Raw genomic sequence first — 13757 nt, forward strand, 5'->3', positions numbered from 1 at the left:
GCTCAGGAGACCGAGGCCCGCAACGCGAGCTTGTCCACCTTCCCGTTGACGTTCAACGGAAGCGCCTCGACGGGCACGACCCGTCGGGGCACCTTGTAGTTCGACATGTTGTCCTTCGCCCACGCCCTGACGTCCTCCGGCGACGCGCTCCCGATGACGAACGCGCACGCCGCCTCGCCCATCGCCGCGTCGGGAATCCCCACGACGGCCACCTGGGACACGCCGGGGCAGCGCAGAAGCAGGGCCTCGATCTCGGCCGGGTAGCCGTTGAAGCCGTTGGCGATGAACATCTCCTTCTTGCGGTCCACGATCGCGAGGTTGCCGTGCTCGTCGAGGGTGCCGATGTCGCCGGTGTGCAGCCAGCCTTCGGCGTCGACCGCCTCGGCGGTGCGCTCGGGGTCCTGCCAGTAGCCCGGCATGACGCCGTAGCCGCCGACGAGGATCTCGCCGCGCTCACCCGAGGGCAGGTCCTTGCCCTCGTCGTCCACGATCCGCAGCGAGACGCCGGGGACCGCGCGGCCGGTGGTCCCGGCGATGACCTCGATCGGGTCGCCGGGCCGCGTCATCGACACCACGGTCCCCTCCATGAGGCCGTAGGCGTTGATCATCCGCTCCACGCCGGCCTCGGCGAGCATCCGCCGGATCAGCTCGGGCGGCACCGCGGCGGCCCCGCAGATCGCCACCCGCAGCGAGGAGACGTCGCGGCCGGGCAGCTCGTCGAGCAGCTTGAAGAACATCGCCGGTGCGCCCGCGATGACGCTGACGCGCCGGGTCTCGATGAGGTCGAGCAGCCGGTCGGGCTGGAACAGCGGGATCGGCATCATCGTCGCCGCGCGCAGCACGCACGCGAGCAGGCCCGCGTTGATGCCGAAGCCGTGCGAGAAGGGGGCGATGATCGGGTACCTGTCGCCCTCGCGGACGCTCACCAGCCCCGACCAGTCCCAGTACCCGCGCAGGAGCTGCCAGTGCTGGAGCATGACGCCCTTGGGCGTGCCCGTGGTCCCGGAGGTGGCCATGATCTCCGCGAGCCCGTCAGGCTTGACGGAAAGGGCGCGCTCCTCGGCGGCCTCCAAGGAGACGTCTTCACCGCGCGCCAAGAACTCCGCCCACTCCGGGCCGCCGTACGGGACGACGGCTTTGAGGTCGGGCAGGTCGTGGCCTTCGAGCATCGCCAGGTAGGAGGTGTCCATGAACCCCTCGGCGACGAACAGCGCCTTGGCCCCCGTCTTGCGCAGCACCTCGGCGGCCTCGATGCCGCGAAAGCGCGTCGACAGAGGCGCGACGGCCGCTCCGGCGTCCCACAGGCCGTAACAGGTGACGACCCAATCGGGGGTGTTAGGCGCCCAGATCGCTACGCGGTCTCCGGGTTCGACGCCCAGGGCGATGAGCCCTCGGGCCACCTGCGCGGCCCTGTCTTTCAGTTCCGCCAGCGTCAGCGTCACGTCGTCGGCGGACACGACCTCCACCGCGCCGTGCGTGCGCGCGCGGTCGCGCAGCATGCGCGGGATCGTGCCCCAGTCCGGTACCGGCTCCACTTCCATCGTCAGCTCCTCGGGCTCGCGGGGGGCGGCCGGGAGCCCGCCAGGAGGACCCGGCCGGGGGACGGGCGGGACCCCCGGGATTCCGGGGGCCCGTCGCGGATCAGAGGGACGCGCGGTCGCGGCCCAGGTGGTGGCCGCGCAGGTCGGTCACGGTCGGCGGCACCGGCGTCTCGACGGCCTCGGGCGTGACGGCGACCTCGATCGCCACCGGCGTCACCCCGACGAGGGCCTGGGAGATCCGGCCCGACCACATCGGATTGCGCACGAGGCTGTCGCGGGCGAACGTGACGCGCAGGACGGCGCGGTCGAGGGTGCCCTCGCGGGAGACCTCGAGGTTCCAGTGGCTGATCCCGTCGATACGCGACAGCACGTCGGTGACGCGCGGCAGCGACAGCCAGCGGCCGCGCACGACGAGGTGCTCGCCCGCGGTGTGGACGGGCTGGGTCGCGCCGCCCGCGGTGAACCAGCCGGTCCGCAGGTGCGCGCCGCCGAGCGTGCTGTGCCAGGTCGGCGTGACGACGATCTCGGCGGGCCCGGAGTGGTCGGCGACGAGCTCGTCCTTGGCGGGCGGCGCGAGGCCGATCAGCCCGTCGCGCACCGGCGTCAGCGCCGGCCCGTACGCGACCGGGACGCCGAAGAACGGGTCGGCGAACAGCTGCACGACGTCGGCCTCGAACTCGGTCTCCAGCTGCCGCAGCCAGTTGCGCGACGGGATCTCCCCGACGAGCAGGATGCGGTCGAGCTCCAGGTCGAGCGGGTCGAGCAGGAACTCCAGGTGCAGCCGCGCGAGGAAGTCCATCGCGCCCGACGGTGTGGTGATGAGCACGTTCGCCCGGGTCTGCTCAAGCGCGCGGTGCAGCCGCAGCCTTCCGCGCGGCCCCACCGAGGCGGCCGCCGCCGCGACGGGGAGCACCGCCTCGGCCAGCGACGAGCCCTGGAGCTCGCCGTCGCTGTTCAGCGCGACGACCACCCGGTCGGACGCGCGCAGCCCGGCGGCCGCGAGCGTCTGGGCGGTCAGCTCAAGGGCGGCCGCCCGGTCGGCGGGGGAGAGCGGGACGACGGCGTCGGCGTCGGGGGAGACCAGCAGGAGTCCGCGCGCGGAAGCGCCCGCGGGCAGACTCTCGCGGGTGAGCCAGCTCACTTCATCACCTCGTTCATGAAGCGCCGCATCGAGTCGGTGACGTGCTCGTGGTCGAGGCCGCCGACCTGGGCCTGCAGGATCAGGTCGGTCGCGCCCGCCGCCTCGAGCCGCTCGACCGCCTTGCGCGAGCCCTCGACGTCGTCGATGACGACCATCAGGTTGTCGCGCAGGATGTCCATGGCCTCCTCGGGCGGCATGGCGACGGCCTGCTGCCCCAGGACGCGGTGGGTGGCGTGCCTGGCGTCGGTGTAGCTCGGGGGCGCAACCAGGTTGACCTGGCGGCGCAGGTACCAAAGGACGGGGTCGGAGGCGGTCTCGACGGCCTCCTGCCGGGTCTGGCCGACGTACCAGGGGATCATGATCGCGATCCGCCGCGACTCGGGGTCGAACCCGTTCTCGGCGAGGCACGCCTTGTAGGCGGCGATGTCCTCGGCGACGTCGTCGATGCCCTTGAGCATCGTCATGCCGAGCAGGTTGTAGCCCTGCTTGCCCGCCGCGAGGAAGCCCTCGAGGGAGGTGGACGCCACCCAGACGGGCGGGTGCGGCTCCTGGGTGGGCCGCGGGTAGACCGAGACGTTGGGGATCTCGAAGTACTCGCTGCTGCGGGTGATCGGCTGTCCGTCGGCGTTCCAGATCGCCAGGACGGCTTCGAGGGATTCCTCCCACAGCTGCCGCGACTGCTCGAACGGCCGTTGGAAAGCCTGGTACTCCAGGGGTGACGCGCCGCGTCCCGTGCCGAACTCCACGCGGCCGCCGGACAGCACGTCGAGGGTGGCGACGCGTTCGGCGGTCCGGATGGGCGACTGGAACGGCAGCAGCACGACCCCGAGCCCGAGGTGGATGTTGCTCGTCCGCTGCGACGCCGCCGCGAGGACGAGGTCGGGGGCCGAGGAGTGGGAGAACCCGCGTGTGAAGTGGTGTTCGACGAACCAGGCGGTGTCCATGCCGAGTTCGTCGGCGAGGACGACCTGGTCGAGCACGTTCCGGAACGCCCGGCTCTCGACCTCGCGGCTGCGTCCGCGTACCTCCAGCTCGTACCCGACGCTGATCCGAAGGGTCATGCCCCGCCTCCGCTCTCTTGTGTTAACCAAGCGCTCGCTTGGTAGACTAGCAGCGGCCGTCCGGTCCGAACAAGTCGCGCGGCGGGGAGTGCGATAGCAGCTTTTTCCTATCGACAAAACAGGTTAAGGTGACGCCCCATGCGGTGGATCATGGTCATCTCCGGCATCCTGGCCCCGGTACTCGGCGCGACCGCAGCGTCGGCCGCGCCAGTTCCCGACGGGCCGGGCAAGGACAAAGTCCCGGCCTACATCGGCTCGCCCGCGCATCCCAAGCCCATCCCGGGCTCTCCGGTCCCCGCCAACCCGCACATGGCCAAGCCGGGAACGGCGGCCATGCACGCCGACAGCTGGGCGTCCGACACCTATCCGTTCCTCGGGCCGCTCGGGCGGAACCCCGAGGTCGTCTCCACCGCCAAGGCCGGCGGCCTGCCCGCGCTGTGCTCGACCGTCAACTACGCGGCGGGCACACGGCTGATCGTCGCGCAGTGCACCAACGTCGGCACCTTCACGCTGCGCCTCATCGACCCGAAGACGATGCAGGACCTCGCGACGTACGCGCTGCCCGCCCGGCCCTCCACCGTCGACGCCGTCACGAGCCTCGATCTCGACGCCGTCCTTACCGACACCTCCGGCGGCGCGTACTACTACCTGGACAACAAGGACAGGGCGGTCCTCGCCGACTCCAACTTCCACGTCCGCCGCTTCGCGCACGTACGCGACGGCAAGGGCTGGAAGTTCAAGGTGACCGACGACTGGAACCTCAAGAAGTACGTCCCGCACTCCTGCCCGACGTGGAGCAAGCCGAAGCCGAAGGGCGTCTGCGACCCCATCACCTCGGTCCAGCCCGACTGGAAGGGCAACATCTGGTGGGTCACCCGCAAGGGGCGCATCGGGACCATCAACCCCAAGACCGGCAAGGTCAAGGTGATCCGGCTCAGGGGCGAGCAGATCCAGAACTCCTTCGCCGCGAGCCGCGACGGGGTCTCGGTCGTCAGCGACCACGCCCTGTACCGGTTCCGCGCCGACGCCAAGGGCACGCCGAAGGTCGTCTGGCGCAAGACCTACGACCGTGGCACGCGGCGCAAGTCCGGCCAGCTCGACCAGGGTTCGGGGACCACGCCCACGCTGCTGCAAGGCGGGCTCGTAGCCATCACCGACAACGCCGAGCCCAGGATGAACGTGCTCGTCTACCGGATGAAGGACGGCAAGCGGCTGTGCAAGACGCCGGTGTTCAAGCCGGGCAAGTCCGCCACCGACAACTCCCTCATAGGGTTCGGCCGCAGTCTCGTGGTGGAGAACAACTCCGGCTACCGCAACTTCGTTGAACTCGCCGCGGGCGCGTCGTCCCACGGCGGCCTGTCCCGCATCGACATCACCGACTCCGGCTGCAAGACGGTCTGGACGAGCAAGGAACGCAGCCCTTCCACCGTCGCCAAGGCGAGCGTTCCCGGCGGCCTCGTGTACGCCTACACCAAGGAACCCCGCAAGGACGGCATCGACGCCTGGTACCTGACGGCCATCGACTTCCACACCGGCAAGACCGCCTACAAGGTCCTCACCGGCACCGGCAAGCTCTTCGACAACAACTGGGCCCCGGTCACCCTCACCCCCGACGGCGCGGCCCACGTGGGCGTCATCGGCGGGATCGTCACCGTCCGCGACCGCTGATGCCGCAGCCCTAGAATTCCCCGGTGAGCAAGCAGCGTTATGGCGTCCTCGTCCTGCCGTCGGCCAACCGGGTGTACGCCGACGCCTCGATCGGCCTGATGTCCGCCGAACTCGGCGTCCTGGACCGCGAGATCCTCGGCGGCCGGATCAGCGACCTGGCCGCCGAGGCGTTCGGCGGCGTGCCCTACCTGACGTTCACGCTGCCCGACCCGACCGAGCGCGAGATCGCGTTCCTGTCGAACCTGTCGGCGCTGTACGCGCTGTTCAGGATCGCCGACGACGGCGGCCTGCACCCGGTCGCCGTCCACCGGCTCGACCGGCTCGACGACGACCTCCTGACCATCCAGAAGTACCCCGGCAAGACGAACGAGCAGTTCACCAAGATGCTGCTCAACGTGACGGTCTGGGCGGCGGCCTCGGGCCCGGACATGACCGGGCCCGAGGGACGCGGCAAGACGCTGCGGATCTTCGACCCGATGTGCGGGCGCGGCACGACCCTCAACCAGGCCCTCATGTACGGCTTCAACGCCGACGGCATGGACATCGACACCAAGGACTTCGAGGCGTACGCGGGCTTCCTCAAGACCTGGCTGAAGCGCAAGCGGCTCAAGCACACCGTCGAGCTCGTCCCGGTGCGGCGCGAGCGCAAGCTCGTCGGCCGCAAGCTCGACCTCACCCTCGGGCTGTCCAAGGACGACTACAAGGCGGGCGACAAACGCCGTCTCACGGTCGTCAACGCCGACACCGTCCGGGCCCCCGAGTTCTTCGCCGCCAACTCCTTCGACGCGATCGTCACCGACGCCCCCTACGGCGTCCAGCACGGAGCCCGTACCCAGACCTCTCTTTCCCGCAGCCCCTCCGAGCTCCTACGCGCGGCCGTCCCCGCGTGGACCCGTCTGCTCAAGCCGGGCGGCACCCTGGGCATCTCCTGGAACACCCACGTGACGCCCCGCGAAGACGCCCTGGCGATCCTGACCTCAGCGGGCCTGACGCCTTTGAACGACGGCCCTTACCGTGACTTCGCCCACCGCGTGGACCAGGCGATCCTGCGCGACATCGTCATCGCCAGAAAGCCCGCCTGACCCGCGCGGATCAGGCGTCGGGGGTCAGGTCCGACGGGGTGAGGCCGGGGAAGGGCGTGGTCGGGGCGGTGCGCGACCAGCGGGTCTGAAGGGCCGCGGCGTCCTGCATCGCGGTGGCCGCGTAGGTGCGCAGGGCCTTGGAGGGCGCGCCCGCCAGGGGCACGTAGGCGGTGAGGACGTCGGCTTCGACCTGCGCGGCCAGCTCGGCCGGGGTCTTGCCGTCGGCGACCGGGTAGGCCGCCGCGGAAGCCACCGGCTCTGCCTTGCGGGCCTGGAGGTAGGCGATGAGGTCGTCGCGGCGGAGCTTGTGCCGCTCCCACAGCCGCGTGACGCGGGGACGCGCGGAGATCGCCGAGCGGGCCCCGATGACGCCGTAGAGGTAGACGGCTCGGTGCTCGGCGGCGAGGGCGGTCTGGAGCGCGGTGACTGCGGACATGCGGAATCCCTCAGCCCAGGGACAGGGCGGTCGCGTGGCCTGACTCGCAGGCGCCGATGCTTGCCAGAAGCTGGGACATCCCCGGCGCGACCGCCGTGACGTCCTTCAGCCGGGACGCCGCCGCCGCGCGCTCGGTGCGGCGCAGCAGCGCCAGCGCGGCCGACCGCTCGGCGGGCGGCTCGGCGGGGGAGGCCGAGGCCACCGACGGGGTCGCGGTGACGCCGCCCGTGCCCGGAAGGTAGTGCTTGCGCAGGGTCTCCAGGTGCGCGCGGTGGTCCTTCAACGCCAGCGCGCACGACTCGGGAAGATCCGCGTGCAGCGAAGCCGTCTTCTCATACAGGGAGATCAGGTTCTCCTCGTCGGAGATCGCGCCGAGCAGGACCGCGACATCCGGTTCCGGCGTCAAGTCCGGGGCCGCGCAGGCCGAAACGAGTCCCGCGGTCGTCAATCCGGCGAGCACCGACCGACGGGACAGGGGGACGGCCACGCGGGCTCCTTCCACGCCTTCCCGATGGGCGACGACACCGGGACGGACGGCGCGGGGAAGACGGCGAGATACGGCTTGGAGTGGCTGCAAGCATGCCACACGGGGGGTCCCCGAGTGCGAATACACACTCGGGGCTCCGGCTGTCGATAGTCTTGTCTGGTCAGAGCGTAGGCATAGCTACCGATAGAGCCGATAAGTAGAGCCGAGGAGGGTCCCGTGAGCGCAGGAGCGCGCGACGGGCGCGTTCGAGGGGACCGTCAGAAGGCCGCGCTGGTCGAGTTGCTCGAGCCCGTGGTGGGCGAGTCCGGCCATGACCTTGAGGACGTCGCGATCAGCCAGGCGGGCAGACGCCGGGTGGTCCGCGTCATCGTGGACGCCGACGGCGGCGTGAGCCTCGACGACATCGCGGTCGTGAGCAGGGCCGTGTCCAAGGCGCTGGACGAGACCGACGTGCTGGGCGGGAGCCCGTACGTGCTGGAGGTCACCTCCCCGGGGGTGGACCGCCCGCTGACGGAGCCGAGGCACTGGAGGCGCGCCGCGGGCAGGCTCGTCAAGGTCGCCTTCACCCAGGACGAGCAGGGGCCGGCCGAGACCGTCGAGGGGCGCGTGGTCGCCGCCGACGAGGCCGAGGTCCGCATCGAGGTCGCCGGGTCCGAGCGGGCTTTCCCGCTGTCCGGGCTGGGGCCTGGCAGGGTCCAGGTGGAGTTCCGCCGGATCGAGGCCGACGACGAGGAAGGGGAGACTCATGGACATTGACATCAACGTGCTGCGCGGTCTTGAGCGCGAGAAGGACATCTCCTTCGACCTTGTCGTCAGGGCGATCGAGGACGCGCTGCTGATCGCCTACCACCGCACCGAGGGCGCAGCCCCCAAGGCACGGGTGGAGCTGGACAAGAAGTCCGGCCATGTGACGGTCTGGGCGACCGAGGTCGACGAGGAGGGCGGCAACGCCCGCGAGTACGACGACACCCCCGACGACTTCAGCCGGATCGCCGCGACCACCGCGCGCCAGGTCATCCTGCAGAAGCTGCGCGACGCCGAGGACGAGCTGACCTTCGGCGAGTACGCGGGCCGTGAGGGCGACATCGTCACCGGCGTGATCCAGCAGGGCAAGGACCCGCGCAACGTGCAGGTCGACCTGGGCAAGTTGGAAGCGGTGCTGCCGCCGCAGGAGCAGGTGCCGGGCGAGCGCTACGAGCACGGCGAGCGGATCAAGGCGTACATCGTGCAGGTCCGCAAGGGCCACCGTGGTCCGTCGGTGATGCTGAGCCGCACCCACCCGAACCTCGTGCGCAAGCTGTTCGCGCTGGAGGTGCCGGAGATCCTCGACGGCACCGTCGAGATCGCGGCGATCGCGCGTGAGGCAGGTCACCGTACGAAGATCGCGGTGCGCTCGCGCAAGAGCGGGGTCAACGCCAAGGGCGCGTGCATCGGCCCGCTGGGCAGCCGGGTCCGCAACGTGATGACCGAGCTGCACGGCGAGAAGATCGACATCGTCGACTGGTCGGACGATCCGGCCACGTTCGTCGGGAATGCCCTGTCCCCGGCGCGTGTTAACGCCGTCGAGGTGATCGACGCCGAGCAGCGCGTCGCGCGGGTCATCGTGCCGGATTACCAGCTGTCGCTGGCGATCGGCAAGGAGGGCCAGAACGCGCGGCTCGCGGCGCGGTTGACCGGCTGGCGGATCGACATCCGTCCGGACACCGCGCAGGCGGGGGACGGTACGGCCGGACCCGGCGACGAGACCCCAGACGCCGCCGAGGCTTCGGCGGGGTAGACTGGTGCATGGTGGCCATTCGGCCCCGCGATCCACGGCACAGGCGAGGCATGACTCTGCAGGGTGACAACCCGCGCGGCACGTACCGGCAAGGCGAAGACCTGCCAGGTGAGACCGGGCGGAGAAGGCATCGGCGGAGTCACCGAAGGCAGCGCACGTGTGTGGGCTGCCGGGACCGTGCGGTCCGCGCTGACTTGTTGCGAGTCGTCGCGGAGGGGGGCGTTCTCGTCCCCGATCCGCGCAAGCGGCTGCCGGGCAGGGGTGCTTCGGTGCATCCCGATTCCCGGTGTCTGGAGCTGGCGATCCGACGTCGGGCGTTCTCCCGGGCCTTGCGCCTGGAAGCTTTGCCCGATAGTTCTGTTCTGCTCCGGTATGTACAGGGAAGCGAAGAAACGTAAGACATCTAGTCGGAAGCAGGTCGAGATTGCTATGAGCGCTCGATGAGCAGTAGGCGATGACTGGTTAGCGACGGCCCGGAGACACGCCCCGGGCCAGATTGGGAGTGCAGTGGCCAAGGTCCGGGTGTACGAACTCGCCAAGGAGTTCGGTGTAGAGAGCAAGGTCGTCATGGCCAAGCTCCAGGAAATGGGCGAGTTCGTCCGGTCGGCGTCCTCGACTATCGAGGCGCCTGTAGTTCGTCGGCTCACCGAAGCGTTCGGTAAGTCTCCCTCGGGCCGCGGTGGCGGCCCCCGTCCCTCCGCGCCGCGTCCCGGGCCCAAGCCCGGCGTAGGCGGCGCGCCCAAGCCGGGTCCCGCCCAGGGCGGCCCCGGCGGCGGTCCGCGTCCCGGCCCGCGCCCCGGACCCCGTCCGGGTCCGCGCCCCGCCGAGGTGGCCCAGGCGCCGTCCGCGCCCCCGGCCCCCGCCGCGCCGCAGGTTCCCCAGGTGCCGCAGGCCCCCCAGGCCCCGGCCGCGCCGCGTCCGCCGGTCCCCCCGGCGCCGCAGCAGGGCCCGCCCACCCCCGCCTCCGGTGGTGGTGGCGGTCCCCGTCCGGGTCCCGGCCCGCGTCCGTCGGGCTCAGGCCCGCGTCCCGGCCCGCGCCCGGCCCCGCAGGAGCGCGGCCAGCGCCCCGGTGGCGGCCAGCGTCCCGGTGGCCCGCGCCCCGGCAACAACCCGTTCAGCTCGACCAACACCGGCATGGGCGCGCCCAAGCCCGGTCCGCGTCCCGGCCCCAGGCCCAGCGGCCCGGCGCAGGGCGGCCAGCGTGACGGCGACCGTCCCGGCGGGCCCCGTCCCGCCGCGCCGCGTCCCGGCCCGCAGGGCGGCGGCGACCGTCCCGGTGGTCCGCGTCCGGCCCCCGGCGGCATGCCGCCGCGTCCGGGCGGGCCGCGTCCCTCCCCGATGAACATGCCTTCGCGTCCCCCGCAGCAGGGCGCGCGTCCCGGTGGCCCCGGTGGTCCCCGTCCCGGCGGTGGCGGCGGTGGCCGTCCCGGTGGCGGCGGTGGCGGCGGCGGCTTCGCCCGTCCCGGTGGCGGCGGTGGCCGTCCCGGCGGCGGTGGCGGCGGCTTCGCCCGTCCGGGCGGCGGTCCCGGTGGCGGTGGCGGCGCAGGCCGTCCCGGCGGCGGCTTCGGCGGCGGCGGTGGCCGTCCCGGCCCCGGCGGTCGCGGTCGCGGCGGCACGGCCGGCGCGTTCGGCCGTCCCGGTGGACGTCCGGCGCGTGGGCGCAAGTCCAAGAAGCAGCGGCGTCAAGAGTTCGACAACATGCAGGCGCCCGCCATCGGCGGCGTCAACGCGCCCCGGGGCAACGGCAGGGTCATCCGCCTCGCCCAGGGCGCGACGCTGACGGACTTCGCCGAGAAGATCGGCGCGAACCCCGCGTCGCTCGTGGCGATCATGATGCACCTCGGCGAGATGGTCACCGCCACGCAGTCGGTCAGCGAGGAGTCGCTCCAGCTGCTCGGCGCGGAGCTCGACTTCAACGTCCAGGTCGTCAGCCCCGAGGACGAGGACCGCGAGCTGCTCGAGTCCTTCGACCTCGACTTCGGCGAGGACGAGGGCGGCGAGGAACAGCTCGCCGCGCGGCCCCCGGTCGTCACCGTCATGGGTCACGTCGACCACGGTAAGACCAAGCTGCTCGACGCCATCCGCAACGCCAACGTCGTCGCGGGCGAGGCCGGAGGCATCACCCAGCACATCGGCGCCTACCAGGTCGCCACCGAGGTCGAGGGTGAAGAGCGCAAGATCACCTTCATCGACACCCCGGGTCACGAGGCGTTCTCCGCCATGCGTGCCCGTGGCGCCGAGACCACCGACCTCGTGGTCCTGGTCGTCGCCGCCGACGACGGCGTCAAGCCGCAGACCACCGAGGCGATCGACCACGCGACGGCGGCCGGCGTGCCGATCGTCGTGGCGGTCAACAAGATCGACAAGGAGGGCGCGGACCCGACGAAGGTCAGGGCCCAGCTCACCGAGTACGGCCTGGTGGCCGAGGAGTTCGGCGGCCAGACCCTGTTCGTTGACGTGTCCGCCAAGCAGGGCCTGAACATCGACGGCCTCCTCGAGGCCATCGTGCTCACCGCCGACGCCGAACTCGACCTGCGGGCCAACCCCGACCAGGACGCCCAGGGCGTCGCGATCGAGGCCCACCTCGACAAGGGCCGCGGGCCCGTGGCGACCGTGCTCGTCCAGCGCGGCACGCTGCGGATCGGCGACTCGATCGTCGCGGGCGGCGCGCACGGACGCGTCCGGGCGATGCTGGACGAGAACGGCCAGAACGTGTCGGAGGCGACCCCGTCGCGTCCGGTGCTGGTCCTCGGCCTCACCGCGGTTCCCGGCGCCGGCGACAGCTTCCTGGTCGTCGAGGACGACCGGATGGCGCGTCAGATCGCCGACAAGCGGGCCGCGCGCAAGCGCAACGCCGAACTGCTGCGCAGCCGGCCGAAGTTCTCGCTCGAGGACATGTTCAAGGAGCTCGAGAAGGGCGAGCGGCAGGAACTGCTGCTCATCCTCAAGGGCGACGTGTCCGGTTCGGTCGAGGCCCTGGAAGACTCGCTGCTCAAGATCGACGTGGGCGACGAGGTCTCCCTGCGGATCATCCGCCGCGGCGTCGGCGCGATCACGCAGGACGACGTCAACCTGGCGATCGCCTCCGAGGGCGCGGTCATCATCGGCTTCAACGTCCGGCCCGAGCGCAACGCGCAGGAGCTGTCGGACCGCGAGGGCATCGACATCCGCTACTACTCGGTCATCTACCAGGCGATCGAAGAGGTCGAGGCGGCCCTCAAGGGTCTGCTCAAGCCGGAGTTCGAGGAGGCCCAGCTCGGCACCGCCCAGGTCCGCGCGGTCTTCAAGGTGCCGAAGATCGGCAACATCGCCGGTTGCATGGTCCAGTCCGGCACGGTCAACCGCAACAGCAAGGCGCGGCTGGTCCGGGAGGGCAGGGTCATCGCCGACAACCTCACCGTCTCCTCGCTCCGCAGGGAGAAGGACGACGTCACCGAGGTCCGCGAGGGCTTCGAGTGCGGTATCGGCATCGGGTTCCAGGACCTGAAGCTCGACGACATCATCGAGACGTTCGAGATGCGGGAGAAGCCCCGCGCCTGACGGCTCACAGGAACGCCCCGGGGGTTCTCTCCCCGGGGCGTTCCCCATGTCGCCTACCGTTGAAGGCAGCGGCCCGGGGCTGCGGACGCGTAGGCCATTCCTAGACACACCGGGAACACATGTTCGTAGGAGCATTGACGCTTGACCTCCTGTTGGGTGATGTCCACTCGCTCAAGGAGAAACGGGGCGTGGTCCGGCCGATCATCGCCGAGGTGCACAGGCGCTTCCCGGCGGTGGCCGTCGCCGAGACCGGCGGCCTGGACCTGCACCGCAGAGCCGAGATAGGGATCGCGGTGGTCTCGGCGACTGCGGGCAACTGCCGCGACGTGATGGAGCAGTGTGAGCGGCTCGTCGCGGGCCGCCCCGAGATCGACCTGCTGTCGGCGCGGCAGCGGATCTACGACGACGAGGAGTAAGCCATGGTGGATGCGGCGCGGGCGCGCAAGCTCGCCGACCGGATTCAGCAGATCGTGGCGGAGATGCTGGAGCGGCGGGTCAAGGACCCCAGGCTCGGGTTCGTGACGGTCACGGACGCGAAGCTGACGAACGACCTCCGCGAGGCGACCGTGTTCTACACGGTGTACGGAACCGACGAGGAGAAGGCAGGGACGGCCGCGGCGCTGGAGAGCGCAAAGGGGATCATCCGCACGGAGGTCGGCCGCAAGACCGGCATCCGGCACACCCCGTCGCTGACGTTCGTGCCCGACGAGGTCATCGAGAACGCGCACCACATCGAGCAGCTGCTGGCCAAGGCCAAGGAGCAGGACGCCGAGGTGGCGGCCAAGGCGGTCGGCGCGGCCCACGCGGGCGACGCCAACCCCTACAAGTCCGACGAGGACGATGAGCTCGAGGACGATGAGCTCGAAGATGACGAGCTCGAAGACGATGATGACGAGTTCGAGGACGACGACCTCGACGAGCAGATCGCCGACGTCGAGGACTCCGACGATCGCAAGTGACCCGTCAGTCCCGGGGCCGGGCGTGTTCAAGCGCCCGGCCCAGGTCAAAACTCGTTAAAGGATGC

At 71.0% G+C, this 13757-nt stretch carries 13 protein-coding genes; 8 read left to right on the plus strand and 5 right to left on the minus strand.

What is annotated here, in order from left to right; genetic code table 11:
• Positions 1-2: 2 nt before the first annotated feature.
• The 3 genes from R9X44_RS26720 to R9X44_RS26730 all read right to left on the minus strand — a co-directional run bounded on the left by R9X44_RS26720 (position 3) and on the right by R9X44_RS26730 (position 3743).
• Positions 3-1541 carry an AMP-binding protein gene (locus R9X44_RS26720; RefSeq protein WP_319817044.1) on the minus strand — a complete coding sequence of 513 codons (1539 nt, stop codon included), beginning with the start codon at positions 1539-1541 and terminating at the stop codon, positions 3-5.
• Positions 1542-1641: 100 nt separating this feature from the next.
• On the minus strand, positions 1642-2682 hold the full coding sequence (locus R9X44_RS26725; RefSeq protein WP_319817045.1) for a hypothetical protein: 1041 nt from the start codon (positions 2680-2682) through the stop codon (positions 1642-1644).
• Positions 2679-3743 carry an LLM class flavin-dependent oxidoreductase gene (locus tag R9X44_RS26730; RefSeq protein ID WP_319817046.1) on the minus strand — a complete coding sequence of 355 codons (1065 nt, stop codon included), beginning with the start codon at positions 3741-3743 and terminating at the stop codon, positions 2679-2681. Before R9X44_RS26730 ends, R9X44_RS26725 begins: the two co-directional genes overlap by 4 nt.
• Before the next feature lie 138 nt (positions 3744-3881).
• Here R9X44_RS26730 and R9X44_RS26735 point away from each other — a divergent pair, with 138 nt between their 5' ends.
• Together R9X44_RS26735 and R9X44_RS26740 are read left to right on the plus strand one after the other, a co-directional pair.
• The gene (locus tag R9X44_RS26735; protein ID WP_319817047.1) at positions 3882-5411 is read left to right on the plus strand and encodes a hypothetical protein; all 1530 of its coding nucleotides are present in this window, start codon (positions 3882-3884) and stop codon (positions 5409-5411) included.
• Positions 5412-5434: 23 nt separating this feature from the next.
• Entirely contained in the window at positions 5435-6493 is a 1059-nt protein-coding gene (locus R9X44_RS26740; RefSeq protein ID WP_319817048.1) for an SAM-dependent methyltransferase, read from the plus strand.
• 10 nt (positions 6494-6503) lie between these two features.
• Here R9X44_RS26740 and R9X44_RS26745 read toward each other — a convergent pair whose 3' ends face one another.
• The gene (locus R9X44_RS26745; RefSeq protein WP_319817049.1) at positions 6504-6929 is read right to left on the minus strand and encodes a ferritin-like domain-containing protein; all 426 of its coding nucleotides are present in this window, start codon (positions 6927-6929) and stop codon (positions 6504-6506) included.
• A 10-nt stretch (positions 6930-6939) separates the two neighbouring features.
• Positions 6940-7416: a hypothetical protein gene (locus R9X44_RS26750; RefSeq protein ID WP_319817050.1), complete on the minus strand. Its 477-nt coding sequence runs from the start codon at positions 7414-7416 to the stop codon at positions 6940-6942.
• A 216-nt stretch (positions 7417-7632) separates the two neighbouring features.
• Between R9X44_RS26750 and rimP the strand changes: the two genes are divergently transcribed.
• The 6 genes from rimP (at position 7633) to rbfA (ending at position 13692) form a co-directional block, all read left to right on the plus strand.
• Positions 7633-8172, plus strand: coding sequence for a ribosome maturation factor RimP (rimP, locus tag R9X44_RS26755; protein WP_319817051.1), 540 nt, complete (start codon positions 7633-7635; stop codon positions 8170-8172).
• Positions 8162-9193, plus strand: a complete 1032-nt coding sequence (gene nusA / locus R9X44_RS26760; RefSeq protein WP_319817052.1) for a transcription termination factor NusA — start codon at positions 8162-8164, stop codon at positions 9191-9193. The genes rimP and nusA overlap by 11 nt, the downstream gene beginning before the upstream one ends.
• Positions 9194-9243: 50 nt before the next feature.
• Positions 9244-9591: a YlxR family protein gene (locus R9X44_RS26765; RefSeq protein WP_319817053.1), complete on the plus strand. Its 348-nt coding sequence runs from the start codon at positions 9244-9246 to the stop codon at positions 9589-9591.
• Between the two features lie 109 nt (positions 9592-9700).
• Entirely contained in the window at positions 9701-12733 is a 3033-nt protein-coding gene (gene infB / locus R9X44_RS26770) for a translation initiation factor IF-2 (protein WP_319817054.1), read from the plus strand.
• Positions 12734-12852: 119 nt separating this feature from the next.
• The gene (locus R9X44_RS26775; protein ID WP_319817055.1) at positions 12853-13149 is read left to right on the plus strand and encodes a DUF503 domain-containing protein; all 297 of its coding nucleotides are present in this window, start codon (positions 12853-12855) and stop codon (positions 13147-13149) included.
• Positions 13150-13152: 3 nt separating this feature from the next.
• A complete protein-coding gene (gene rbfA, locus R9X44_RS26780; RefSeq protein WP_319817056.1) occupies positions 13153-13692 on the plus strand; it encodes a 30S ribosome-binding factor RbfA in 540 nt (179 codons plus the stop codon).
• Positions 13693-13757: the final 65 nt, after the last annotated feature.

This window comes from Actinocorallia sp. A-T 12471 (genome assembly GCF_033875155.1).
Lineage (GTDB): Bacteria > Actinomycetota > Actinomycetes > Streptosporangiales > Streptosporangiaceae > Actinocorallia.